The organism is Amycolatopsis ponsaeliensis (assembly GCF_030182635.1).
Lineage (GTDB): Bacteria > Actinomycetota > Actinomycetes > Mycobacteriales > Pseudonocardiaceae > Amycolatopsis > Amycolatopsis ponsaeliensis.
On sequence record NZ_JAPZLD010000012.1, the window covers coordinates 88,646 to 113,544 of the forward strand.

Genomic DNA, 24,899 nt, shown 5'->3' on the forward strand with positions numbered 1-24,899 from the left:
CCTGACCACGAAAAACTCGGCCTTGACTTGATGTGACGGACGCTACAAGATTAGAGCGCTCTAATCAATAGAGCGCTCCAACGGACCAACGGAGGCCCATGGTGACAGCGACGATCCGAGTAGCCGCCGCGCCGATCTCTTGGGGCGTTTGCGAAGTCCCGGGGTGGGGCCGGGTGCTCGACGCGGCGACCGTGCTCGGCGAGATGGCCGAGCTGGGCGTCCAGGCCACCGAGCTGGGCCCGCCCGGGTACCTCCCGCGCGACCCGGTGGAGCTCCGGGAATTGCTCGGGACGCACGGGCTGACGCTCGTCGGCGGCTTCCTCGCCGTCGTCCTCCACGAAAACCAGGAAGACGCCCTCAAGGAAGCCGAAGAGTCCGCCGCGCTGTTCGCCGCGTGCGGTGGTGACGTCCTCGTGCTCGCCGCCGCGACCGGGCTCGACGGCTACGACGAACGCCCGAAGCTCACCGACGCCGAATGGGCGACGCTCGTCGGCACCGCCGGAAAGATCCGCGACATCGCCGCCGCCCACGGCCTGCGCACCGTGCTGCACCCGCACGTCGGGACGCACGTCGAGCAGCAGGCCGAGGTCGAGCGCTTCCTCGCCGATTCCGACCTCGGCTTGTGCCTCGACACCGGGCACCTGATGATCGGCGGGACGGATCCGGTCGAGCTGGCGCAGCGGCATCCCGAACGGGTGGGGCACGTGCATCTGAAGGACGTCCGAGAAGACCTGGCGGCCGAGGTCCGCGCGGGCCGGCTCGGCTACACCGACGCGGTCGGGCAGGGCATCTACACCCCGCTCGGCGAAGGGGACGTGGACGTGGCGTCGATGGTGCGCTCCGTCCAGGCGGCCGGCTACGACGGCTGGTACGTCCTCGAACAGGACACCGCCCTCGGCGACTCGAGCCCCGACGACACACCGCGGCGGGACACCGAGCGCAGCCTCGCCCACCTCGCGAAGATCATCGACTCCCTGTAATCGGTCCCAAAGGAGTGACTGTGTTTTCTATCAAGAAGCTGGCCGGCGTCGCGGCGATCGCCGCCGCCGGGCTGGTCCTTTCCGCCTGCAGCGGTCCCAGCGCCGACAACTCGTCCAGCAGCTCGAGCGCCCCGTCCGCCGCGGCCCCGAGTTCCGGCGGCCCGCTCAAGATCGCCGTGGTCACCCACGGCAGCGCCGGCGACGCCTTCTGGAACGTCGTCAAGAACGGCGCCGAGCAGGCGGGCAAGGATCTGAACGTCGGCGTCGACTACTACTCCGACGGCGACCCGGGCAACCAGGCCAAGCTGATCGACAACGCCGTCGCGCAGAAGGTCAGTGGCCTGGTCGTCTCCATGGCGAACCCGCAGGCGCTGCAGACGTCGATCCAGAACGCGGTCAAGGCCGGCATCCCGGTCGTCACCATCAACTCCGGCGAAGACTCCAGCGCGGCGTTCGGCGCGATCGCGCACGTCGGGCAGAGCGAGGGCCTCGCGGGCCAGGGCGCGGGCCAGCGGCTCAAGGCGGCCGGCAAGACGAAGCTCCTGTGCGTCATCCACGAGGCCGGCAACATCGGCCAGAACCAGCGCTGCGACGGCGCGAAGCAGGCCTTCGGCAACGTCTCGACGCTGCAGGTCGACATCTCCAACCCGACCGACGCGCAGGCGCGGATCCGCGGCGCGCTGCAGTCCGACCCGTCGATCGACGCCGTGCTGGCGCTGAACTCCCAGGTCGCGGCCCGCGCGGTCGACGCGGCCAAGGAGGCGAGCTCCAAGGCGCAGGTGGCGACGTTCGACCTGAACGCCGATGTCGTCGCGGCCATCAAGGCCGGCACGATCCTCTTCGCCGTCGACCAGCAGCAGTACGAGCAGGGCTACCTGCCGATCGTGTTCCTCAAGCTGTACAAGGAGAACGGCAACACCATCGGCGGCGGCCACCCGGTGCAGACCGGCCCCGGCTTCGTCGACAAGACCACCATCGACACCGTGGCCCCGTACGCGCAGCGCGGCACCCGCTAAGGGGACGTGATGACCGCAGCGATCCAGACCCGACCCGACGAGCGTGTGGGGAAGAAGAGCCTGACCGACCGATTGGTCGTCCGGCCCGAGATCGGCGCGCTGCTCGGCGCCGTGCTCGTGTTCGTCTTCTTCTCCGTCGTCACCGGCCAGTTCCTCAGCCCGCTGGGCGTGGCGACCTGGCTCGACGACTCCTCGACCCTGGGCATCATGGCCGTCGTGGTCGCGCTGCTCATGGTCGGCGGCGAGTTCGACCTCTCGGCCGGCGTGATGACGGCGTCGACGTCGCTGGTCACGGCGATCCTGGCGACGCAGGCGGGGTGGAACGTCTGGCTCGCGCTGCTGGTCTCGCTGGCGTTCGCGCTCGGCGTCGGCGCGTTCAACGGCTGGCTGGTGATGAAGACCGGGCTGCCCAGCTTCATCGTCACGCTGGGGTCGTTCCTCGCCCTGCAGGGGCTCAACCTCGGCGTGACGCGCTGGGTGACCAACACCGTCCAGGTCTCGGGCATGCGCTCGACCAGCGGGTACGAGTCCGCCGGCGGGCTGTTCGCGTCCACGTTCGACATCGGCGGCACGGAGTTCCAGTCGTCGATCATCTGGTGGATCGTGGTCACGGCCGTCGCCGCGGTGCTGCTGATGCGGACCCGGTTCGGCAACTGGATCTTCGCGGTCGGCGGGTCTCAGGTGTCGGCCCGCTCGGTCGGCGTGCCGGTGGTGCGCACGAAGATCCTGCTGTTCATGGGCACCGCGCTCGGCGCGTGGCTGGTCGGCTCGATCAACATCCTGCGGTTCGCCAGCGTGCAGGCGAACCAGGGCATCGGGCTGGAGTTCCAGTACATCATCGCGGCCGTGATCGGCGGCTGCCTGCTCACCGGCGGGTTCGGCTCGGCGGTGGGCGCGGCGATCGGCGCGCTGATCTTCGGCATGGCGCGGCAGGGCATCGTGTTCGCGCAGTGGAACAGCGACTGGTTCATGCTGTTCCTCGGCATCATGCTGCTGGCCGCGGTCCTGGTGAACAACGCCTTCCGGCGGCGCGCGGAAAGGGTCCGGCGATGAGCCTCATCGAAGTTCGCGATATCGGAAAGACTTACGGCAGCGTGATCGCGCTGCGCGATGTGTCCACTGTGGTCAACGCCGGCGAGGTGACCTGCGTGCTCGGCGACAACGGCGCCGGGAAGTCCACGCTGATCAAGATCCTGGCCGGCGTGCACCAGCACGACCGCGGCGAGTTCCTCATCGACGGGCAGCCGGTCCGGCTCGCCTCGCCGCGGGAGGCCCTCGACCACGGCATCGCGACCGTGTACCAGGACCTCGCCGTGGTGCCGCTGATGAGCGTCTGGCGGAACTTCTTCCTCGGCTCGGAGCCGACGATCGGGTTCGGCCCGTTCAAGTTCCTCGACCGGCGCAAGGGCCGTGAGACGACCAAGCAGGCGCTGTCCGACATGGGCATCGACCTGCGGGACGTCGAGCAGCCGGTCGGGACGCTGTCGGGCGGTGAACGCCAGTGCGTCGCGATCGCGCGGGCGGTGTACTTCGGCGCGAAGGTCCTGATCCTCGACGAGCCGACCGCCGCGCTGGGCGTCAAGCAGGCCGGGGTGGTGCTGAAGTACGTCGCGCAGGCCCGTGATCGCGGGCTCGGCGTCGTGCTGATCACGCACAACCCGCACCACGCCTACCCGGTCGCCGACCGGTTCCTGCTGCTCAAGCGCGGTGCGCCACTCGGCTCGTACGAGAAGAAGGACATCGACATCAACGAACTGACCCGGCAGATGGCGGGCGGTGCGGAACTGGAAGCCCTGGAACACGAACTGCGGCAGGTGGAGAAGGCGTGAGTCTCGAAGTGCTGACGATCGGCCGGGTGGGCGTCGACCTCTACCCGGAGCAGAGCGGCGTCCCCTTGGCCGGCGTCAGCACGTTCGCCAAGTCGCTCGGCGGCACCGCGACCAACGTCGCGGTCGCCGCCGCGCGGCTCGGCCGTCACACGGCGGTGCTGACCAAGGTCGGCCCGGACGGCTTCGGCGACTACGTCCGGCAAGCCCTGGAAGGCTTCGGCGTGTCCTCGGCGCACGTCGGCACGTCGCCGGATCTCCAGACGCCGGTGGTGTTCTGCGAGCTGAACCCGCCCGCGGACCCGCCGCCGCTGTTCTACCGCTCCCCCATCGCCCCCGACCTCACGCTCACCGACGACGACGTGCCGTGGGACGTCGTCGAGTCGGTGCCGCTGTTGTGGGTCACCGGCACCGGCGTGTCCGCCGAGCCCGCCCGCACCACGCAGCGGAAGATCCTCGAAACCCGCGGCCGTCGCGAGCACACCGTGCTGGACCTCGACTACCGGCCGATGTTCTGGCCGTCGGTCGAGCAGGCCCGCGAAGAGATCGGCGCGATGCTCGACCACGTCACCGTCGCGGTCGGCAACCGGACCGAGGTGGAGGTCGCCGTCGGCACCGCGGATCCGGACGCCGCCGCCGACCGGATGCTCGAACGCGGGGTGCGGCTCGCGGTGATCAAGAAGGGCGCGGACGGCGTGCTGGTGGCGACGCCGAACGGACGCCGGACCGTGCGGCCGCAACGCATCGAGGTCGTCTGCGGGCTCGGTGCCGGCGACGGCTTCGGCGGAGCCCTGATCCACGGGCTGCTGTCGGGCTGGGAGCCGGTCCGCATCGCCGAGTACGCGAACGCCGCGGGCGCGCTGGTGGCGTCCCGGCTGGCCTGCGCCGACGCGATGCCGACCGCGGCGGAGATCGAGGAGTTGCTGTGATCCTCACCGACGAGCGCTGGCGCGAACTCCTGCACACCCGGGCCACGAACCCCGGCGCGATCCGCCAGGCCTACGCGACCCGCAAACGCCGTCCCCAGCTCCTGTCCGACCAGGACACGCTGTTCCTGGTCTCCGCCGATCAGCCGGCTCGAGGAGCGCCGGACCGGCGGGCGCTGCTGGAGCGGCTCCTGGTCGCCCTCGACAACCCGGCGGTCGACGGCGTCCTCGGCACCCCGGACGTCGTCGAGGAACTGCTCCTGCTCGACGCCCTGCACGAGAAGGTCGTCCTCGGGGCGATGAACCGCGACGACGGGTTCACCGGCTACGACGCCGGGACGCTGGTCGACTGCGGGCTGGACGGCGGCGAGATGCTGCTGCGCCTGCCCGGCACGGCCTCGGCCCGGCAGGCCTGCGCCGACGCCGTCACCGAGCTGGCCGCGTACGGCCTGGTCGCGATGATCGAGCCACTCCCCTACGCCGGTTCCGAGGGCAAGCCGGTACCGCAGGAGGACCCGGAGTCGCTGGCGCGGGCCGTCACGGTCGCGTCCGGCCTCGGGACGACATCGGCGCACACCTGGCTCAAGCTTCCGTCACCCGGCTCGGCCGCTGTCCTGGGCGCCACGACGCTGCCGGTGGTGCTCAGCGGTCCGCCGGCCGCCGACCCGGAGTCGTGGATGCTGTGGCACGGGGTCGTCCGCGGCCTGGTCATGGACCTCACCCGGCTCGGCGGAAGCGTCGGGCCTGCTGTCGAAGCCGCCGCAAAGGTACTGGAGGCCGCGAAGTGAGCAAGCTGCACCGTCCACTCGGGACACTGTCCGACGACGCCGACCCGGTCCGGCTCACCCCGGATTCGGCGGGCTGGGCCTACACGGGGCTGCGGGTGCTCCGGATCGGCACCCGGCTCCCGCGCACGGTCAAAACCGGCGAGTTCGAGGCGTTCGTGCTCCCGCTGTCCGGCTCGCTCACGGTCCGCGTCGACGGCGAGGAGTTCGAGCTGGAAGGGCGTGAGTCGGTGTTCACCCGGGTCACGGACTTCGTCTACGTCCCCCGCGACGCCGAGGTCGAGCTGACTTCCGAGACCGGCGCGCAGGTCGCGCTGCCGATGGCCCGCTGCACCCGGCGGCTCGAAGCGAAGTACGGCCCCGCCGAGGACGTCCCGGTCGAGGTCCGCGGCGCTGGGCAGGCGACGCGGCAGGTGACCAACTTCGGCGTCCCCGGGGTGTGGGACCACGCCGACAAGCTCAACGCGTGCGAGCTGATCACGCCGGGCGGCAACTGGTCGTCGTACCCGCCGCACAAGCACGACGAGGCGAGCGAGTGCGAGGTCGTCAACGAGGAGATCTACTACTTCCGCATCGCCGGCCGCGACGGGGTGACGCCGTCGCGCGAGGGGTTCGGCCTGCACCGGACCTACACGACCGACGGTGAGCTGGACGAGGACGTCGCCGTCCGCGACCAGGACGTCTTCCTGATCCCGCGCGGCTTCCACGGGCCGTGCGTGGCCGCGCCGGGCTACCCGATGTACTACCTGAACGTCCTGGCCGGGCCGGCTTCGGAACGCTCGATGGCGTTCTGCGACGACCCCGCGCACGGCTGGGTCCGCGACACGTGGGCGTCGCAGGACCTCGATCCCCGCTGCCCGGTGACGAGCCACGAAGGACGTGTGCGGTGAAGCTGACGACGGCTCAGGCGCTGGTCCGCTGGATCCTCGCCCAGCGCTCGGAAACCCTGGACGGGCGCGAAGTCCCGCTCTTCCCCGGCGTCTTCGCGATCTTCGGGCACGGCAACGTCCTCGGCCTGGGGACCGCGCTCGAAGAACACCGCGGGGACATCCCGGTGTGGCGCGGGCACACCGAGCAGGGCATGGCGCTCGCCGCGGTCGGGTACGCGAAGGCCACGCACCGGCGGCAGGTCGGCGTCGTGACGTCGTCGATCGGGCCGGGCGCGCTGAACATGGTCACCGCGGCCGGGGTCGCGCACGCCAACCGGCTGCCGGTCCTGCTGCTGCCCGGCGACACCTTCACCAGCCGGGCGCCGGATCCCGTGCTGCAACAGATCGAACCCTTCGGCGACGCGACCGCGACGGTCAACGACGCCTTCCGCGCGGTCTCGCGCTACTTCGACCGGATCACCCGGCCCGAGCAGCTGCTCTCGACGTTGCCGCAGGTCGCGCGGGTACTCACCGACCCGGCGGACAGCGGGCCCGTGGTCCTGGCGCTGCCGCAGGACGTCCAGGCGGAGACGTACGACTTCCCGGACGCGCTGTTCGAGCCGGTCACGCACCGGCCGTTGCGGTCGCGTCCCGACCGGCGTGCGGTCACCGAGGCGGCGGGCGTGCTGCGGGCCTCGAAACGTCCATTGCTCGTGCTCGGCGGCGGCGTCCGGTACTCCGGCGCCGGCAAACGCGCGGTGGACTTCGCCGAGCGGCACGGGATCCCGCTGGTGGAGACCACAGCGGGCCGCACGCTGGTGCCGCACTCGCACCCGCTGCACGCCGGGCCGCTGGGCATCACGGGCTCGACGTCGGCGAACGTCCTCGCGGCCGCGGCCGACGTCGTCCTGGCGGTCGGGACGCGCCTGCAGGACTTCACGACGGCGTCGTGGACGGTCTTCTCCCCCGACGTCCGCCTGGTCGCGCTCAACGCGGCCCGGTTCGACGCGGTGAAGCACGGCGCGTTGTCCGTGGTCGGGGACGCCGACGCGGGGCTGGCCGACCTGGGCGCGCAGCTGGAGAGCTGGCGGGTCGACCCGGCGTGGACGTCGCGGGCCGCGGCCGAGCGGGCTTCCTGGGACGCGCACGTCGATTCGCTACGCTCGGCGGCCGCCGAGATCCCGTCCTACGCGCAGGTCGTGGGCGTGGTGAACGACCTCTCGGCGGCGGACGACTACGTGATGACGGCCTCCGGCGGCCTGCCGGGCGAGCTGATCGGCGGCTGGCGCGGCTCCGGCTCGCTTTCGATGGACGTCGAATACGGCTTTTCCTGCATGGGCTACGAGCTGTCCGGCGCGTGGGGCGCGGCGATCGCGCATCCGGGCCTGGTGACGACGCTCCTGGGCGACGGCTCGTACCTGATGCTCAACTCCGAGCTGTTCTCGGCCGCCTTCGCGGGTCACCCGTTCGTCGCGGTCGTCTGCGACAACGACGGCTACGCGGTGATCGGGCGGCTCCAGGAGGGTCAGGGCGGGAAACCGTTCAACAACTTCTACGCCGACTGCACGACTTCCCACGCTTCGCCGCCGCGAGTGGACTTCGCGCGGCACGCGGAATCGCTGGGCTGCCTGGTGTTCCCGGCGTCCGATGTGGACTCCCTGCGTACTGCGTACGCCAAGGCCCGCGAGGCGGCGGTGTCGGAACGGCGTCCGGCGGTGGTCGTCGTCAAGACGCAGCCGTCGTCGTGGACCGAAGCCGGCGCGTGGTGGGAGGTCGGCGTGCCCGAGCATCTCGCCGGACGCGACGAGTTCGAACGCTCGAAGCCCGGCCAGGTCCGCTACCTCAGGTCGTGAGCGGCTCTCTCGTCCGGACCCGCGGCCGGAGGGTGAACCCGCTCGGCTTGAGCGTCAACGACTCGACGATCTTGAGCTCGTACGACGGATCGACCTCGAAGTCGTAGCGCTGCAGCACCATGCCCAGCGCCAGCACGGCTTCGTGCAGCGCGAACTGGCGGCCGATGCAGGCGCGCTCGCCCGTCCCGAACGGCTTGTACGCCTGCGCCGGCCGCTTCTTCACCGCGGCAGGCTCGAAGCGGTCCGGGTCGAACCGCTCGGGGTCCGGCCAGACCGCGGGATCGCGGTGCACCAGCGGCAGCGGCACGATCACCCAGTCGCCCTCGCGCATCCGGTACTTCCCGCCGAGCACGACGTCTTCGCGTGCTTCGCGGGAGTAACCGGGCGCGGTCGGCCAGAGCCGCATCGCCTCGTCGAGGCAGCGACGGACGTAACGCAGCTTCGCGACGTCTCCGAAGGCGGGCTCGCGGTCGCCCCACACCGCGTCGACCTCGGCGCGGGCCTTCGCGAGCAGCTCGGGGTGGCGCGTCAGGTAGTACAACGCGAACGACAGCGCGCCGGACGTCGTCTCGTGGCCGGCGACGACGAACGTGATGGCCTGGTTGCGGATGTTCACCGGGTCCAGGCGCTCCCCCGTCATCGGGTGGCCCTCGCTGAGCATCAGGCCGAGCAGGTCACGGCTTTCCTCACCACTGCGGCGGCGTTCTTCGATGACCTCGTCGACCAGGTTCGTCATGGTCGCGATGTCGGCCTGGTTCTGCTCGGCCGTCCCGGCGAACGCGCGCCGCACGAACGGGAGCTTGACGTTCTGCAGCTGCGCGTACCGCAGCGCGCGGATCATCGCCGTGACGAACGGGTGCGGTTCGCTGCGCTCGAACGAGCCGAACCGGTAGCCGAACCCGGCGAGGCCGATCGTCTCCAGGGTCAGCCGCGTCATGTCGGCGGCGACGTCGACCGGCCCGCTCGCGGCGTCCCAGCGCGCGACCAGTTCGCGGGCGACGTCCAGCATCACCGGGTGGTAGCGGCGCATCGCCTCGGCGGAGAACGCCGGCTGCAGGATGTCGTGCGCGAGCCGCCAGTTGGGCTCGTGGGTGTGGGCGGTGAACAGGCCGTCGCCGGCGAGCGCGCGCAGGTTCTCGATGCCCATCCCGACGTGCTTGCCGAACTTCGTCTCGTCGTTCAGCTCGGTGACGAGGTCGACGCCGCCCACGAAGACGATCTCGAAGCCGAAGATCTTCCGGGTGAAGATCGGCCCGATGCGCCGGCCGATGCGCAACGTGTCCTGCAGCGGCGTGCGCGGGTTGGCGCCGATCAGGTCGCCGATCACCGGCAGGCGGCCCGGCCGGTGCGGAAGCGCGGTCGTGTCCACGGCGTCTCTCCTATTGAACCCGGATCCAATAGGGTCACGATCCCCCGCTACTGAACCCGTGTCAAGTAAGGTCGGGGGATGCGGACGAGGCTGAGCACCGAGCAGCGGCGCGAGCAGCTCCTCACGATCGGGGCCGGGTTGTTCGCGAAACGGCCGTACGACGAGGTGTGGATCGAAGAGGTCGCCGAGATCGCGCAGGTCTCCCGCGGCCTGCTGTACCACTACTTCCCCACCAAGAAAGACTTCTTCGCGTCGATCGTCCGCGCGCAACGCGACCAGCTCCTGGAAATGAGCGAGCCCGACCCGGCGCTGCCCGTGGCGGAGCAGCTGCGGGCCGGGCTCGACGTCTACCTCGAGTTCGCGCGCACGCACCCCGACGGCTACCGGATCGTGCACCGCGCCGCGAGCGGCGCCGACCGTGAGATCCAGGAGATCCGCGAGGCCGGGATGGCCGCGAACGCGGCCCGGATCCTGGACGCGGTGAGCCTGCTGACCCCCATCACCGAGGTGACGCGGCTGGCCGTCCGCGGCTGGCTGACGTTCGTCGCGACGACGATCCTCGAGTGGCTCGACCAGCCGACGGTCACCCAGGAAGAGCTGCGCGACCTGTGCGTGCGGACGTTGTTCGCGGCGGTCGGCGTCACCCCGTGACGGCCGGCGACGCGGCTTTGTCCACCAGCTTCCGCGGGGCGCCGGAGCCGTCCGCCGGGACCGCCCACACGGCGTTGTCCAACCCGTAGAGAACCGTGTGGTCGTCCTGCCAGAGCGCCTGGTCGTCGACGCTCCGCTGTTCCGCCAGCTCGGTTTCCTTCATCGTCTTCAAGTCCAGGACCGACAGCCGCCAGGCGCCGTCGCTCACCTTCTTCTTGAAGGCGATGCGGGTGGCATCAGGCGAGAGCGACGGGCATTCGACGTTCTCCCTCACGGTCTTCCCCCGGTAGCGCCGGTAGTCGGCCTCGACGAGGTAGGTCTTGCCCTTGCTGCCGAGCGTCGCGTAGAAGCGGTTGCCGTCCGAGGCGAACGTGATGCCCCAGTAGTTGACGTCCGCGGCGAAGTAGCGCTGGTCGCCGGCGAAGACCGGGAGCTCTTCGATCGTCTTGACGAGCCGTCCGGTGTCGACCTCGTAAAGCCCGGCGCGCGTCGAAAAGCCGGTCTGCGCGTACGAGTCGCCGGTGACGAACAGCGTCCAGTAGACGCGCTTGCCGTCCGGGGACACGCGGGCGCGGCTCGGCGTGCCGGGCAGGGACTCGGTGTGGCGGACGGCGAGGTGGTCGTCGAGGACGAGGACGTCGGTCACCGCCGGGAGCGTCCCGGGCCGCACGGCCAGGCAGACGGCCGTCTGCTTCGCCGCCGCGAAGCGATCACACTTCAGGCCGCTGAGCTGCCGTTTTCCCTGGCCGAGGGTGCCGACGCGGCCGGTCGCGGTGTCGCGGAACAGCAGCTGACCGGGGCTCAGCGTGAGCTGAGCGGCCGGTTCGGCGTCCGCGGTGTCGTGGCGGGCGCTGACGGTGTAGACGACGGCCGCGGCGATCAGGAGCGCCGTGCCGAGCAGGGCGAGGACGAGTTTCTTCACGGGCGCACCGGTTTCACGAGAGCGGCGGCGAGGGCGACGACGGCCAGGCAGGCCGCGGCGGCGAGCACCGCGGGCCGCAGGTCCCAGAGCGTCCAGGCCAGTCCGAAGAGGACGGACGAGAGCATGCGGGCCACGGCCTGCCCGGTCTGCACGACGGCCATCCCGGTGGCCCGGAGACCACGCGGGATGAGCGGGCCCGCGGCGGCCATGAGGACGCCGTCGGTGGCCGCGTAGAAGACGCCGTGCAGGCCGAGCGCGACGACGGCGAGCCACACGCCGGCCTGCGGACCACAGAGCAGCACCAGTGCCAGGCACAAGGCCCCGTGGCCGCCGAGGAACACCGGCCAGCGGCCGACGCGGTCGGCGAGCTTGCCGAGCGGCACGGCCAGGACGAGGTAGACCCCGGCGGTGCCGAGCGGCAGCAGCGGGAAGAACGTCGCCGCGATCTCCCAGCGCCGCTGCAGGACCAGGTAGACGAACGAATCGCCGACCGTCACCAGGCCCAGCAGTGCGGCCCAGAGCGTCACGCGCCGGAAGTCGCTCTGCTTGAGGAGGTTTGCCGCCATGCGCAGCGACACCGCGGCGCGGTCGACGCCGCCGGGATGGTCCTTGACGAACAACGCCAGCAGCAGCACGGCGATCGCGGCGACGCAGAAACTGGTGAAGAACACGCTGGTGTAGCTGCCGAGGCTCAGCGCGAGCACCGCCATCGCGACGAGAGGTCCCAGGAACGCGCCGACGGTGTCGAGCGCGCGGTGCACGCCGAACGACCGGCCGAGCGCGTCCGGCGTGCTGCTGAGCGAAATCAGGGCGTCGCGCGGGGCGGTGCGCAGGCCCTTGCCGGTGCGGTCGGCGGCGAGGACGACGCCGATCGCCGCGACCGACGAGCCGGCCGCGACCAGGCCGAGCTTGCACACCGCGGACAAGCCGTACCCGAACCCGGCGACGGCCTTGAGCCGCCGCCACCGGTCGGCGAGGTGCCCGCCGAGCACCCGCACGAGGGCGGTGGCGCCCGCGTAGAGCCCGTCGAGCAGCCCGAACTGCAGCGGGTTCAGGCCAAGGCCGAGCACCAGGTAGAGCGGGAGGACGGCGGTGACCATCTCCGAGGAGACGTCGGTGACCAGGCTGACCATCCCGAGCGCCACGACGTTGGCGGACACGCGTTTCAGCGCGGGTTTCCGGTCGGTGCCGGCCGCCAGGTCCGAGGTACGGCTTGCCGCGATGTACATGCCCGGCTCCTAGTGGCAGGTGTAGGTCGGGCTGCTGTCGAGGACCTTGCCGTCGACGCCGATGAGCTGCGACTGGAACGACGTGTCCGTCATCGACAGCTTGAGGACGCCGAAGGTCTTGAGCAGCTTGGCGGTCGTCTGGTGCGCCGGGCTCAGGTCGTAAAGGTTGGCGCCGCCGCTGCCGCCGACGATCTCGACCGGACCGTTCGCGTCGGCCTTGCCGTCGGCGTTCTGCGGGACGAACCGCTCGTAGTCGTGGTCGTGGCCGTTGAGGACCAGATCGACCTTGCCGGCGGTCATGATGTTCCACAGCTCGGTGCTGTCGGGGTTGTCGCCGTGGTCACCCGAGCTCCACCGCGGGTGGTGGTAGTAGGCGGCGACGCAGCCCTTCTTGTTGTTCGCGAGGTCCTGCTTGAGCCAGGTGATCTGGGGCGGCTCGGCGAGGTCGTCGTGGGTGACGAAGTCGTTGGAGTCGAGGGCGATGAAGTGCCAGTTGCCCATTTCCCAGCTGTAGTACCGCTTTCCCTGCGGCTTGGCGATGGCGCCGAAGTAGTCCTCGTAGCCCTTGAACGGCGTGTCGTCGTAGGACTCGTGGTTGCCCGGGATCGGGTGGGTGATGCTCTTGAACTTGCCCCACGTCTTGTCGTAGTAGGACTTGAAGTCCGAGAGGTGGGCGTCGTCGTACTGGTTGTCGCCCATGGTGATCACGGCGGCCGGGTTCATCTGCTCGACCAGCTTGGCGGTCTTGACGTGGGCGCAGCTCGAGCTGCTCGAGGTGCAGCGTTCGGCGATGTCCCCGGCCGCGGCGAGGACGAAGCCCGATCCGCTGCCCGCCTTGGTCTTCACGGTGACCGGGGTGCTGGTGCCCGACGTGTTCCCGGCGGCGTCGCGGGCGCGGACGGCGTAGGAGTAGCCGGTGTCGGGAGTGAGGCCGTTGTCGGTGTAGGACGGGGTGGTGCTGGTGGCGACGACGGTGCCGTCACGCAGGATGTCGTACCCGGCGACGCCGACGTTGTCCGTGGCGGCGCTCCAGGTCAGAGCGGCACTGGTGGCGGTGGTCGTGCCGGCGGTGAGGCCGGCCGGGGTGGTCGGGGCCTGGGTGTCGCCGGAGGAGTCCGTGGAGCCGAAGACCTGCATTTCCCAGAGGGAGTAGCCGTAGCTCGTCGCGCGGGTGACGCCGACGAAGCGGACGTACCGGCCGTGGGCGTTCAGGGTGAGGTCGTCGGTCTTGCCGTCACCATTGTCGACGGTGGTGGCGGCGGTGAAGTTCGTGCCGTCGTCGGAGACTTCGATGCGGTACTTCTTGGCGTAGGCGGCTTCCCAGTTGAGGAGGACGCGGTGGATCGCGGCGGACTGGCCGAGGTCGATCCGCAGCCACTGCGGGTCGGCGCCTTCGACGCTGGCCCAGCGGGTGGTGGTGCTGCCGTCGACGGCCTTCGTGCCGGCGTACGACGAGCTCTCGGTGGTGGAGGTCGCGACGGGCTTCCCTTGGGAGAGCAGGACATCGGCTTGGGTACTGGCCGTGGCGATCGCCGAGGGCAGCAGGACGATCGCCGCTATCACGGGCGTGAGGCGGGTGAGTGTTCGTGGGCGGGTCGACGGCACGTCGCGCTCCTTCTGGGCCTGGCGGTGGCTGGTGGGCTGCGGCGTTTGAAACTGTTAGGAAAGTTTCCTAACTAAAGCGGACTGTATCGGTGACCGGTTTCGGCTGACAAGACGTGTCTTGTCGTTGAATCGGTCAAGAGGGTGAGGTTCTGTGCGTTTGCCCAGCTCAGCACGGTTTCCGATGAGCGGTGCACTGCCCCGTGCCGCGGGATGGGTACCGCAGACGCCCGACCTTTCCCGGTTCGCCGCCGGTTTTGTCGGTGGTCGCGGGTAGCGTGGGAACCGGGGGCAGCGCCCATCCGCCCGCGCCGTTTCCCTTATTTCACGCCGAAAATCTCGTCGTCCCTCGCCGCCGGAGTTCACCCGATCCAGCGATGATCATCGCACAGGTGTTCGGGTAGCTTCGGATGTATGACCTCACCCGTCCGAACTCAGCAGCTTCTTGATCTCGCCGACAGCGGCGCGTCCCGCCCGGTTCGCCCCGACCGTGCTGGCCGATGGCCCGTACCCCACGAGGTGCAGCCGCGGCTCACGCACCACGCGCGTCCCGTCCATCCGGATCCCGCCCCCGGGTTCGCGCACGTGCAGCGGCGCGAGGTGGTCGAGCGCCGCGCGGAACCCGGTCGCCCAGAGGATGACGTCGGCGTCGAAGCGAGAGCCGTCCGCCCAGACAACCCCGCGGGGCGTGATGCGCTCGAACATCGGCCGCCGCTCGAGAATCCCGGCGGCGCGCGCGGCGCGCACTTCCGGCGTCACGGCGAGATCGGTCACGCTCACGACGCTCTCCGGCGGCAGCCCCGCCCGCACCCGCTCGTCGACCTTCGCGACGGCGTCGCGTCCCCAGTTCTCGCTGAACGGCTCATCGCGCCACGCGGGCGGGCGCCGTGTCACCCAGGCCGTGGCGCGGGCGAGAGGGGCGAACTCCATGAGTAGCTGAACGGCCGACGCCCCACCACCGACCACGACAACTCGCTGACCACGGAAGTCTCCGGGGCCGGCGTAGTCCGCCGTGTGCACTTGACGGCCGGCGAAGGTCTCCTGGCCGGGATAGCGCGGCCAGAAGGGCCGGTCCCAGGTACCGGTGGCACTGATCACGGCCCGAGCCGCCCAGGATTCGGCCGGGCTCGAAACCACCAACCGCTCCCCCGCTCGCGTCACGGACTGGACGTCGACGGGCCTGAATACCGGGAGGTCATAGACGCTTTCAAAGCGCGCGAAGTACTCCGAGACGACTTCGGAAGCAGGTCGCGTCACGTCCGGGCTGCCGAAGGCCATGCCGGGCAGGTCGTAGATGCCATGCACCTTGCCGAGCACGAGGGAGGGCCACCGATACTGCCAAGCACCCCCGGCCCGCTTCCCGTGATCGAGCACGACGAAGCCGCGATCGTTGGCGAACCCGGCCCGCCGCAGGTGATAGGCGGCCGAAAGCCCGGCCTGCCCCGCCCCGATCACCACGACGTCGGTCTCGTGATCCGCACCGCTCATGTGAAGTTCAACGACTGACGGCCGGCGGTATTTCGCGCCATGGATCACAGACGTCGAGGGTTGCGCCCGACTTTGCCCCGGCGTCCGGTCCCTGCGCTCGGGACGCTCACGCCCCAGTTCTGCGACCGCCACCCCAGCTGAGCCGACAACGCGCCGGGCCACACCACGGCTGGCACCCAGCCCCCGCCCAAGCCACGCCGACCCAAGCCACACCCCGGCCAGCGCCCCGGCACCGCGACCGGTTACCCGGCCCGAGCACCGCGGAGTCACACGGCAACGCGGTTCCGCCCAGCCTCCTTGGCGCGATACAACGCAGCGTCAGCCGAGCGGAGCACGTCATCAAGCGTCGGCCCCGCCTCAGGATGGCGCGCCACTCCGATCGACACCGACAACCCACTCACCCGGACCGTCCCGCTCCCCGTCGAGATCACCACGTTCAGCTCCCCCACCGCGACCCGCACACGTTCGGCGATGCCCAGCACGTCCGCGCGGCCGATGCCCGGCAGCAGCACCACGAACTCCTCGCCGCCGAATCGGCCGGTCGTGTCGCCCTGGCGCACCGCACCGGAAATCGCGACCGCGACCGCGGCCAGGACGTCGTCGCCGGTGAGGTGGCCGTACGTGTCGTTGATGCGCTTGAAGTGGTCGAGGTCGATCATCAGCACCGCGAAACCGCCGCCGGCGGGGCCGCGCCGCAGTGCGCGGCTGTGTTCGCGCGCCGCGGAGTCGTGCCAGCCGGCCGTGTTGAGCAGCCCTGTCTTCTCGTCGGTGACCGCCGCGACCTGCAGCTGCTGTTTCAGCAACAGGTAGCGATGCAGCAGCAACAACGGCGCGACGACGAACACCACCAGCACCGGCTGCTCGGCCAGCGCCAGCGCGGCGAGACCGCCGAGGCAGAGCGTGGCGAGCTCGAAAGCGTTGTCCTCCCACGTCCCGATCAGGTCGGCCGCCGAGCGCTGGCTCGTGTAGAGGTAGATGCCGGCCGAGACCAGGCCGATGTTCACCAGCTCGAACACCGCCGCCGCCAGGCAGAGCGCGAACAGTCCGCGCGCCGTCTGCAACGGCGTCCCGTGCAAGCCCGACACCGTGAGAACGGACGAAGCGGCGAAGCACGAGAGCATCGCCCAAGCCGTGCTGGCGACGAAGCGGTGCGCGGGCCGCGTACGCACCTGACGCCACACGCGCACCCACAGGTGCGTGTAGAGCACGACAGCCAGCAGTGCCACCCAGGCCGGCGGCAGCAGGACGACGCCGGCGAGGTACCAGACCGACGTGACGTTGATGTGGGTCTGCCCGCTCATCCACCGCCGCAGCCGCTCGATGCGGCGCGACATTTCGGCCTGCGCGACGCCGAGCGCCACCAGCACCGCGAACCAGACCGGCCGCACGGGCTCGCCGAACCCGGTGACCAGCGCGACCCCGGTCGCCACGACGGCGACCAGCTCACAACCGAGCGCGTAGGTGATCCAGCGGGCCTTCGCCCCGGCCCACATCTCCCACCGCGCGGGCCAGCCCGGCCAGGCGGAAAGCGCTTCCCGGCGCACGGCGGCCTGGGCTCTCAAGAGCCGTGGCCACAGAAGTGACGGACCGGCATCGTGACGTACCCCTTGCGCGAAGTTCGGCCGACCAGGTTGCCCAGCGTAGCCGTTCCGACGACGCGCGTCGCCAGTCCGGGCGAATTGCGGGCAACGCTCCTGCCCGAAGACCCGCGCAGGGTAGATCCGCCCAGCTCAGCCTGCCGAGACCAGCAAAGATCGACGCGGGCCGACGGAGAATTGCGCGACGACAGCAGCCGCGCCGCTCAGCTGCGCGGCCGTCGGGCGGCACGGCCCGGCACGGGGGTCAGCTACTCCGCATGGTCGGCTCATTTGCGTGGCCCAGCCAGGCGGCTCTGCCGGCATGGCTCAAATACGCGACCCGGCCCTGCTCAGCTGCGCGGCCCAGTCGGCAGCACCGCCCGGCATCGCTCACCTGCGCGGCCTAGCGCAACTACCCACTCCGACCTGCGCAGATCCGGAACACCGCCGGCCCACCTCAAAGAGCCGAACCGCCCAAAACCGACCGCACTACTTGCGCAGCGCGCGGATGATCGCCACCAGCCCGACCACCGCCGCGATCGCCACCAGCACCGGCGCCAGCCGCTTCAGCACCGACTGCCCCGCGTAGTCGAGCAAGTCGATCGCTTCCGTCTCCGGGGCCGCCGGGACGCTTCGCAGCGGCGGACGCTCCGCCGCCGGCTTGGGGTCCGTGTTGATCTCCGCCGTCGTCGGGGCCGGCTTCACCGCCGGGGCCGGCTTGACCACCGGCTCCGAAGCCGCCGCAGGTTCGGGGACCGGCTCCGCCACCGGGGCCGGCTCGGGCGCCGGGGCCAGCTTGCCCGACAAGCACCCCGCGAACGTGTCCAGGATCTTGCCGCCCACCTCGCTGATCAGGCCGCGGCCGAACTGGGCCGGCTTGCCCGTGATCGACAGGTCCGTCGCCACGGAACCGTGCGTTCCCCCTTCGGCCTCCGTCAGCGTCAACGTCACCGTCGCCGCCGCCGTGCCCGATCCTCGGGAGTCCTTGCCCGATGCCTTGATCGTCACCTTGTGCGCGGCGTCGTCCTTCTCCAGGAACTCGCCGTTCCCCTTGTACAGCAGGGAAATCGGCCCGAGCTTGACCTTCACCGTCCCGCTGAACTTGTCCCCTTCGACCTTCGTCAGCGTGGCACCCGGCATGCACGGAGCCACCCGCTCGGGGTCGACGACCGCCTGCCAGACCTCGCCGATCGGAGCCGGGACGGTGAATTCGTGGTCGAGCCGCACGGGCCGACCTCCTCTCTGCCAGACCTGATGAGGTGTCCGGTGCCCACCCTAGCCGCCGCCGGGGCGGCGGCCAGGGGGACGAACTCCGGACGTCAGGCCCCGGCCGCCGCCGCGATCGCCCGGCCCGTCAGGACCTGGGCCAGGTGACGGCGGTATTCGACGTCGGCGTTGCTGTCGACCGGCGGGTTCGTGCCTTCCGCAGCGTGCGAAGCCGCCGCGGCGATCGAGTCGGCCGAGGCCTGGACCCCGACCAGCGCCGCTTCGACGCCCGACGCGCGCACCGGGGTCGAGCCCATGTTCGTCAAGGCGACACGGGCCTCCTCGATGACTCCCGCTTCGGTACGGACGGTGACCGCGACCGCGACCATCGACCACGCCTGGGCGACCCGGTTGAACTTCTCGTAGTGCGCCCGCCACCCGGTGTGCTTGGGCACGCGGACCTCGACCAGCAGCTCGTCCGCGGCCAGCGCCGTGGTGAACAGGTCCTGGAAGAACTCCGCGGCCGGCACCGTCCGGCGCCCCGAAGGCCCGGCCAGCACCAGCGACGCGTCCAGGGCGAGCACCGGCGCCAGCAGGTCACCGGCCGGGTCGGCGTGGGCGATCGCGCCGCCCAGCGTTCCCCGGTGGCGGATCTGCGGGTCGGCGACCGTGTCCGTCGCCTCTTTGAGCAGGGCCGCGTGCTCAGCCACCAACGCGTCCCGCTGGACGTCGTAGTGCGTGGTCATCGCGCCGATGACCAGCTGGTCGCCGTCCTCCCGCACGCCGCGCAGCTCTGCGACGCGCCCGAGGTCGATCAGCGTCGTCGGCGCGGCCAGGCGCATCCGCAGCACCGGCAGCAGGCTCTGCCCGCCCGCGATGACCTTGGCGTCCTCACCCGCCGACGCCAGCGCCTGCACCGCCTCGTCCACTGTGGACGGGCGCACGTAGTCGAAGGAAGACGGGATCACTGCGCACCTCCGGTGGCGTCGATGGAGCCCAGCCCGCCGCCGGCCTCGGAACGGCCGGGGCCGCCCGCGTCGGTGGTGCCGTGCTGGATGGCGTGCCACACCCGCATCGGCGTCAACGGCATCTCGATGTCGTCGACCCCGAAGGACCGCACCGCGTCGATCACCGCGTTGACCACCGCCGGGGTGGACGCGATCGTGCCCGCTTCGCCGACGCCCTTGGCGCCGAGCGGGTTCGACGTCGCCGGCGTCTCCGTGCGGTCGGTGGTGAACGACGGCAGGTCCGCCGCCGACGGCAGCAGGTAGTCGGCGAACGTCCCGGTCGTGAGCGTGCCGCTGTCGTCGTGCTCGGTGCCTTCGAACAGCGCCTGCGCGATGCCCTGCGCGAGCCCGCCGTGCACCTGGCCCTCGACGATCAGCGGGTTCACCGCGACGCCGACGTCGTCGACGCAGACGTACGAGCGCAGCTTGATCCGCCCGGTCTCGGTGTCCACCTCGGCCGCGCACAGGTGCGTGCCGTGCGGGAACGAGAAGTTCTCCGGGTCGAACGTCGCGTCCGAGTCGAGCGACGGCTCGACCCCGTCGGGCAGGTTGTGCGCGAAGAACGTCGCGAGCGCGACGTCGCCCATGGTCGTGGACGTGTCGGTGCCCTTCACGGTGAACTTGCCGCCGGCGAACTCGAGGTCGTCCTCCGCGCATTCGAGCAGGTGCGCCGCGATCGGCTTGGCTTTCGCGACGACCTTCTCGGCGGCCTTGATGACGGCGATCCCGCCGACGACCAGCGACCGCGAACCGTAGGTGTCCAGGCCCTTGTGCGACGACTGGGTGTCGCCGTGCAGGATCTCGACGTCCTCGAACGCGACGCCCAGCTGGTCGGCGACGATCTGGCTCCACGCCGTCTCGTGGCCCTGGCCGTGCGCGGACGCGCCGGTCGTGACCTCGACCTTGCCGGTGGGCAGCATCCGGATCGACGCGTACTCCCAGCCGCCGGCGCCGTAGGCCAGCGAGCCGAGCACCCGCGACGGCGCGAGCCCGCACATCTCGGTGAACGTCGAGATGCCGATGCCGAGCTGGACCTTGTCGCCCGCCTCGCGGCGCTGCGCCTGTTCGGCGCGCAGGCCGTCGTAGTCGAAGAGCTGCTTGGCCTTCTCGGTGGCGGCCTCGTAGTTGCCGGAGTCGTAGGTCAGCCCGCACACCGTGGTGAACGGGAACTCCTCGTGCTTGATCCAGTTCTTCTCGCGCAGCTCCATCGGGTCCATGCCGAGCTCGACGGCGAGCTCGTCCATGATCCGCTCGATCGCGAACGTCGCCTCCGGCCGGCCGGCGCCGCGGTAGGCGTCGGTCAGCGTCGTCGTCGTAAACACGTTGGTGCACGCGAAGTGGTACGCCGGGATCTTGTAGATCGCGTTGAACATGAACGCGCCGAGGATCGGCACGCCGGGGCCGACGAGGCCGTTGTACGCGCCGAGGTTGGCGAGAAGCTCGACCTTGAGGCCGGTCACCTGGCCGTCGCGGGTCGAGGTGATCGTGATGTCCTGGATCTGGTCGCGGCCGTGGTGCGCGGCGAGCATCGTCTCGGACCGCGTCTCGTTCCACTTGACCGGTTTGCCGAGCTTCTGCGCGACGAGCAGCGACATCATCTCTTCCGGCAGGACGCCGATCTTGCCGCCGAAGCCGCCGCCGACGTCCGGGGCGATCACGCGCAGCTTGTGCTCGGGGATGCCGAGCGTCAGCGCCGACATCACGCGCAGGATGTGCGGGACCTGCGTGGCCGCCCACATGGTGATCTGGGCGCTGGTCGGGTCGACGACGCAGGCACGCGGCTCCATGAACGCCGGCACCAGGCGCTGCTGCCGGAAGTGGCGCTTGAGGACGACCTCCGACGAGCTGATCGCGTCCTCGACGTTGCCGCCGGTGCCGGCCTCGGCGGAGTCGAACTTCCAGACCGCGTTCGTGTTGGTGCCGAGATCCTCGTGGACCAGCGCGGCGCCGTCGGCGATGGCGGCTTCCATGTCGAGGACGACCGGCAGCTCGTCGTACTCGACATCGATCTCTTCGAGCGCGTCGTGCGCTTCGGCGGACGTCCGCGCGACGACGACCGCGACGCCTTCACCGGCGAAGTTGACCTGGTCGGCGGCGAGTATCGGACGGCGTGGCGCCTTCATGTCCGGCGTGATCGGCCACGCGCAGGGCATCCCGATCGCGCCGTCCGGGTCGAGGTCCTTCGCGGTGTAGACGGCGACGACGCCGGACGCGCCCTTCGCCGCCGACGTGTCGATCGAGACGATCTTGGCGTGCGCGAACGGGCTGCGCAGGACCGCCATGTGCAGCATCCCGGGCAGCGCGATGTTGTCGGTCCAGCGCGTGCGGCCGGTGATCAGCCGCTCGTCTTCCTTGCGGCGACGTGACTTTCCGACTTCCGGTTCGATCGTGGCGGTCATCAGTCACCACCCACGCCGACGTGCTTGGTCTCGGCGATCCGCTCGACCTCGGGGCCGGCGCCGGGGCTCATGTTCTGCGCGGCGTCGCGGACCGCGCGGACGATGTTCTGGTAGCCGGTGCAGCGGCAGAGGTTGCCTTCGAGCCCTTCGCGGACCGCCTGTTCGTCCGGGTCCGGGTTGTCGGCCAGCAGGTCGATCGACTGCATGATCATGCCGGGCGTGCAGAACCCGCACTGCAGGGCGTGGTTGTCGTGGAACGCTTTCTGCACCGGGTGCAGCTGCCCGTCGCGGGCGAGGCCTTCGATGGTGGTGACCTCACAGCCGTCGGCCTGCACGGCCAGCACCGAGCAGGACTTCACGCTGTGCCCGTCCAGGTGGACGGTGCAGGCACCGCAGTTGCTCGTGTCGCAGCCGACGACGGTGCCGACCTTGCCGAGTTTTTCGCGCAGGTGGTGGACCAGCAGGGTGCGGGGCTCGACTTCGTCGGTGTACTTGGTCCCGTCGACGGTGACGGTGATGCGCATCAGGCCTCCAAAAGCCGGTTCGGGAACGGCCCGCCCGACCGTGATCGGGCTCACAGACCTCCGAGCGTGCTACGCGACCTTCGCGCGGACAAGTCCTGATGTCACACGTTCAACTACCTGTTCCGCAGATAAGCGCGAATCCTCTGTGGAACGCCGTATTTGCGGAAGTCCGGATGGGTGAACTTTTGTGGGCCACCCGGAGCAGCGTTTTTCCGAAAGCACTCAGCCGTGGATGCGCCCCGTCAGTTCCGCGAGCCGCTTGCCGCCGCCGCCCCACCGCAGCGCGATGATCTCCGCGGCGATGGACACGGCCGTCTCCTCCGGGGTGCGCGCGCCGAGGTCGAGACCGATCGGCGAGGACAGCCTTTCCAGCTCCGGCTCGGTGATCCCGGCTTCGCGCAGGCGGGCGAAGCGGTCGTCGTGCGTCTTGCGGGAACCCATCGCGCCGACGTACCCGACATCGAGGCGCAGCGCGACCTCCAGCAGCGGCACGTCGAACTTCGGGTCGTGGGTCAGCACCGCGATCGCCGTGCGCTGGTCGATGCGGCCGGCCGCGGCTTCGGCCTCCAGGTAGCGGTGCGGCCAGTCGACGACGACGTCGTGCGCGTCCGGGAAGCGGCTGCTGGTGGCGAACACCGGCCGCGCGTCGCACACCGTGACCTGGTAACCGAGGTAGGCGCCCATGCGCGCCATCGCGGCGGCGAAGTCGATCGCGCCGAACACGAGGAGGCGGGGCGGCGGCTCGAAGGAGTTGACGAACACCGCCATGCCCTCGCCGCGGCGCTGCCCGTCCGGGCCGTAGTGCAGGGTGCCGGTGCGGCCGCTGGCCAGCAGGCCGCGCGCGTCGTCGGCCACGGCGTCGTCCATCCGCGACGAGCCCAGCGAACCCTCGGTGCGGTCCGGCCAGACGATCATGTGCTCGCCGACCAGGCCTTCGCGCTCGTGCTCGATGACCGTGACGACCGCGACGGGCTCGCCGCCGCGCACGGACGCGACGACGTCGCCGAGCTCCGGCATCGACGCGCGATCGACGTGCTCGACGTAGATGTCGATGATCCCGCCGCAGGTCAGGCCGACCGCGAAGGCGTCGTCGTCGGTGACGCCGTAGCGCTGCAGCACCGGCTTGCGCTCGGCGACGACCTCTTGCGCGAGCTCGTAGACAGCGCCTTCGACGCAGCCGCCGGACACGCTGCCGGCGACGGTGCCGTCGGAGGCGACGACCATCGCGGCGCCGGGCGCGCGGGGCGCCGACGAGAAGGTGGCGACCACGGTGCCGAGCCCGACGGTTTCCCCGTCGGACCAGCGGCGGAACACGTCGTCCAGTACGTCACGCATCGGAAATCTCCCCGAGCAGTCGTTCCAATGTGGCCAGGGTGTGCCCGGCCAGCAGCCGGTCGATGTGGGGCAGGGCAGCCACGATGCCGGACTGGACCGGAGCGTACCCCGCACGGCCGGCGTGCGGATTCACCCAGAATACGGCGTGCGCGAGCCGGCGCAGGCGGGCGAGCTGCTCGCCGAGCAGGCCGGTGTCGCCGCGCTCCCAGCCGTCGGAGAACACGGTGACCACCGCGCGGCGAGCGACGCCGCGCTGGCCCCACCGGTCGAGGAAGGCCTGCAGCGTCTCGCCGAGGCGGGTGCCGCCGGCGAAGTCCGGCACCGCCGAACCCGCCGCGAGCATCGCGCGTTCGGGGTCGCGCTGACGCAGCTGGCGCGAGACGCGGGTCAGCCGCGTGCCGAGGGTGAAGACCTCGACGGACTGGGGTGCGCTGCGCGTGAGGACGTGGGCGAACCGGAGCAGGGCGTCGGCGTACGGGCTCATCGACCCGGAAACGTCGATGAGCAGCACGACCCGGCGCGGCCGCTTGGCCCGCCGGACGTACGCGAGTTTCAGGGGTTCGCCGCCGCTGGCGAGCATGGCGCGCAGGGTGCGGGAGGGATCGAGCCGGCCGCGCTTCGCCGGGGTCCGGCGGGAGGCCGGCCGCAACGGGGGCGCGGGTTTCAGGGTGGCCAGGAGTTCGCGGAGGTGTTCGCGTTCGGCGGTGGTCAGCGCGGCGAGGTCACGGTGGCGGAGGACTTCGTGGGCGCTCGCGGCGACTTTCAGCTGCTCGGGGCCGTCGCCGCCGTCGGTGCCCGCGCCGTCGGCATCGACCAGCGGCGCGATCCGCGCCTGCTTCGGCACGGCGGACTTCGCGCGCTGCGGGGTGGTGGTTTCGATCGAGAACCACTGGCTGAAGGCTTCTTCGTAGCACGGGAGGTCGTCGGGACTGGAGCACAGGGTGAGCCGGCCGGCCCAGTAGAGCTGAGTGGGTCCGGCGACATCGATCTCACCGACGGCGGCCAGGTAGGCCTGCACGCGACGCGCATCGCAGGCAACCCCGGCCTCGCGCAGGGCAGCGGCGAACCCTGCGTACCCGGCAACGGGATCGGCGGCGGTGGTCATGACTCCATTGTGCGCTCGCTTGGGATCGAGCGTCGGAGTCGACGGTTGGTTCGGGCGCTGGTTCGGTGTCCCGGCGAGGAGTCGAACCTCGGACCTCGGCGTTCGTAGCGCCGCGCTCTGTCCTGCTGAGCTACCGGGACGGGGCGGCCTGCGCGCACGTCCCTCCCCGGACAGGCGCAGACCGCGCTCTTCGCGGCGGCCGACCCGAGGTAGCGAGGGGTGGGCGCGAA

General features: G+C 70.7%; 21 protein-coding genes and 1 tRNA gene. 9 read left to right on the forward strand and 13 right to left on the reverse strand.

Features of this window, described 5'->3' with window-relative positions:
* Positions 1-101 precede the first annotated feature (101 nt).
* From QQ657_RS19550 to iolD, 8 genes are read left to right on the forward strand one after another with little or no spacing between them, the layout of a single operon-like run.
* Positions 102-980, forward strand: coding sequence for a TIM barrel protein (locus QQ657_RS19550; RefSeq protein ID WP_284743751.1), 879 nt, complete (start codon positions 102-104; stop codon positions 978-980).
* 20 nt (positions 981-1,000) lie between these two features.
* Complete coding sequence (locus QQ657_RS19555; RefSeq protein ID WP_284743606.1) at positions 1,001-1,996, forward strand: sugar ABC transporter substrate-binding protein; 996 nt, start codon at positions 1,001-1,003, stop codon at positions 1,994-1,996.
* Positions 1,997-2,005: 9 nt separating this feature from the next.
* Positions 2,006-3,049 (forward strand): ABC transporter permease, encoded by a 1,044-nt coding sequence (locus QQ657_RS19560; RefSeq protein WP_284743607.1) that lies wholly within the window; start codon positions 2,006-2,008, stop codon positions 3,047-3,049.
* Positions 3,046-3,825 (forward strand): ATP-binding cassette domain-containing protein, encoded by a 780-nt coding sequence (locus tag QQ657_RS19565; RefSeq protein WP_284743608.1) that lies wholly within the window; start codon positions 3,046-3,048, stop codon positions 3,823-3,825. The genes QQ657_RS19560 and QQ657_RS19565 overlap by 4 nt, the downstream gene beginning before the upstream one ends.
* Positions 3,822-4,751 carry a 5-dehydro-2-deoxygluconokinase gene (gene iolC, locus QQ657_RS19570; RefSeq protein ID WP_284743609.1) on the forward strand — a complete coding sequence of 310 codons (930 nt, stop codon included), beginning with the start codon at positions 3,822-3,824 and terminating at the stop codon, positions 4,749-4,751. Before QQ657_RS19565 ends, iolC begins: the two co-directional genes overlap by 4 nt.
* Positions 4,748-5,536, forward strand: coding sequence for a Cgl0159 family (beta/alpha)8-fold protein (locus QQ657_RS19575; protein WP_284743610.1), 789 nt, complete (start codon positions 4,748-4,750; stop codon positions 5,534-5,536). Before iolC ends, QQ657_RS19575 begins: the two co-directional genes overlap by 4 nt.
* Positions 5,533-6,423 (forward strand): 5-deoxy-glucuronate isomerase, encoded by an 891-nt coding sequence (gene iolB, locus QQ657_RS19580; protein ID WP_284743611.1) that lies wholly within the window; start codon positions 5,533-5,535, stop codon positions 6,421-6,423. The genes QQ657_RS19575 and iolB overlap by 4 nt, the downstream gene beginning before the upstream one ends.
* Positions 6,420-8,255: a 3D-(3,5/4)-trihydroxycyclohexane-1,2-dione acylhydrolase (decyclizing) gene (gene iolD / locus QQ657_RS19585; RefSeq protein ID WP_284743612.1), complete on the forward strand. Its 1,836-nt coding sequence runs from the start codon at positions 6,420-6,422 to the stop codon at positions 8,253-8,255. Before iolB ends, iolD begins: the two co-directional genes overlap by 4 nt.
* Here the strand turns inward: iolD and QQ657_RS19590 are convergent.
* Complete coding sequence (locus tag QQ657_RS19590) at positions 8,245-9,624, reverse strand: cytochrome P450 (RefSeq protein WP_284743613.1); 1,380 nt, start codon at positions 9,622-9,624, stop codon at positions 8,245-8,247. The two genes, iolD and QQ657_RS19590, sit on opposite strands and share 11 nt — an antisense overlap.
* A 78-nt stretch (positions 9,625-9,702) precedes the next feature.
* On the opposite strand from QQ657_RS19590, the gene QQ657_RS19595 reads away from it, so the two are divergent.
* Positions 9,703-10,275: a TetR/AcrR family transcriptional regulator gene (locus QQ657_RS19595; RefSeq protein ID WP_284743614.1), complete on the forward strand. Its 573-nt coding sequence runs from the start codon at positions 9,703-9,705 to the stop codon at positions 10,273-10,275.
* Here QQ657_RS19595 and QQ657_RS19600 read toward each other — a convergent pair.
* From QQ657_RS19600 to QQ657_RS19655, 12 genes are all read right to left on the reverse strand, one after another.
* Positions 10,265-11,197: a TolB-like translocation protein gene (locus tag QQ657_RS19600; RefSeq protein ID WP_284743615.1), complete on the reverse strand. Its 933-nt coding sequence runs from the start codon at positions 11,195-11,197 to the stop codon at positions 10,265-10,267. The two genes, QQ657_RS19595 and QQ657_RS19600, sit on opposite strands and share 11 nt — an antisense overlap.
* The gene (locus tag QQ657_RS19605; protein ID WP_284743616.1) at positions 11,194-12,426 is read right to left on the reverse strand and encodes an MFS transporter; all 1,233 of its coding nucleotides are present in this window, start codon (positions 12,424-12,426) and stop codon (positions 11,194-11,196) included. Before QQ657_RS19605 ends, QQ657_RS19600 begins: the two co-directional genes overlap by 4 nt.
* A 9-nt stretch (positions 12,427-12,435) precedes the next feature.
* Positions 12,436-13,989: a discoidin domain-containing protein gene (locus QQ657_RS19610; RefSeq protein WP_284743752.1), complete on the reverse strand. Its 1,554-nt coding sequence runs from the start codon at positions 13,987-13,989 to the stop codon at positions 12,436-12,438.
* Between the two features lie 459 nt (positions 13,990-14,448).
* Positions 14,449-15,516: an NAD(P)-binding domain-containing protein gene (locus QQ657_RS19615; RefSeq protein WP_284743753.1), complete on the reverse strand. Its 1,068-nt coding sequence runs from the start codon at positions 15,514-15,516 to the stop codon at positions 14,449-14,451.
* Between the two features lie 266 nt (positions 15,517-15,782).
* Positions 15,783-17,009 (reverse strand): GGDEF domain-containing protein, encoded by a 1,227-nt coding sequence (locus QQ657_RS19620; RefSeq protein WP_434056757.1) that lies wholly within the window; start codon positions 17,007-17,009, stop codon positions 15,783-15,785.
* A 573-nt stretch (positions 17,010-17,582) separates the two neighbouring features.
* Positions 17,583-18,320 (reverse strand): SRPBCC family protein, encoded by a 738-nt coding sequence (locus QQ657_RS19625; protein ID WP_284743618.1) that lies wholly within the window; start codon positions 18,318-18,320, stop codon positions 17,583-17,585.
* A 92-nt stretch (positions 18,321-18,412) separates the two neighbouring features.
* The gene (locus QQ657_RS19630; RefSeq protein ID WP_284743619.1) at positions 18,413-19,267 is read right to left on the reverse strand and encodes an FAD binding domain-containing protein; all 855 of its coding nucleotides are present in this window, start codon (positions 19,265-19,267) and stop codon (positions 18,413-18,415) included.
* A complete protein-coding gene (locus QQ657_RS19635; RefSeq protein WP_284743620.1) occupies positions 19,264-21,705 on the reverse strand; it encodes a xanthine dehydrogenase family protein molybdopterin-binding subunit in 2,442 nt (813 codons plus the stop codon). The genes QQ657_RS19630 and QQ657_RS19635 overlap by 4 nt, the downstream gene beginning before the upstream one ends.
* Complete coding sequence (locus QQ657_RS19640; RefSeq protein ID WP_284743621.1) at positions 21,705-22,229, reverse strand: (2Fe-2S)-binding protein; 525 nt, start codon at positions 22,227-22,229, stop codon at positions 21,705-21,707. The genes QQ657_RS19635 and QQ657_RS19640 overlap by 1 nt, the downstream gene beginning before the upstream one ends.
* Before the next feature lie 222 nt (positions 22,230-22,451).
* On the reverse strand, positions 22,452-23,564 hold the full coding sequence (locus tag QQ657_RS19645) for an XdhC family protein (protein WP_284743622.1): 1,113 nt from the start codon (positions 23,562-23,564) through the stop codon (positions 22,452-22,454).
* Complete coding sequence (locus tag QQ657_RS19650) at positions 23,557-24,669, reverse strand: vWA domain-containing protein (RefSeq protein ID WP_284743623.1); 1,113 nt, start codon at positions 24,667-24,669, stop codon at positions 23,557-23,559. Before QQ657_RS19650 ends, QQ657_RS19645 begins: the two co-directional genes overlap by 8 nt.
* Positions 24,670-24,735: 66 nt before the next feature.
* Positions 24,736-24,809: transfer RNA gene (locus QQ657_RS19655), tRNA-Arg, on the reverse strand.
* Positions 24,810-24,899: the final 90 nt, after the last annotated feature.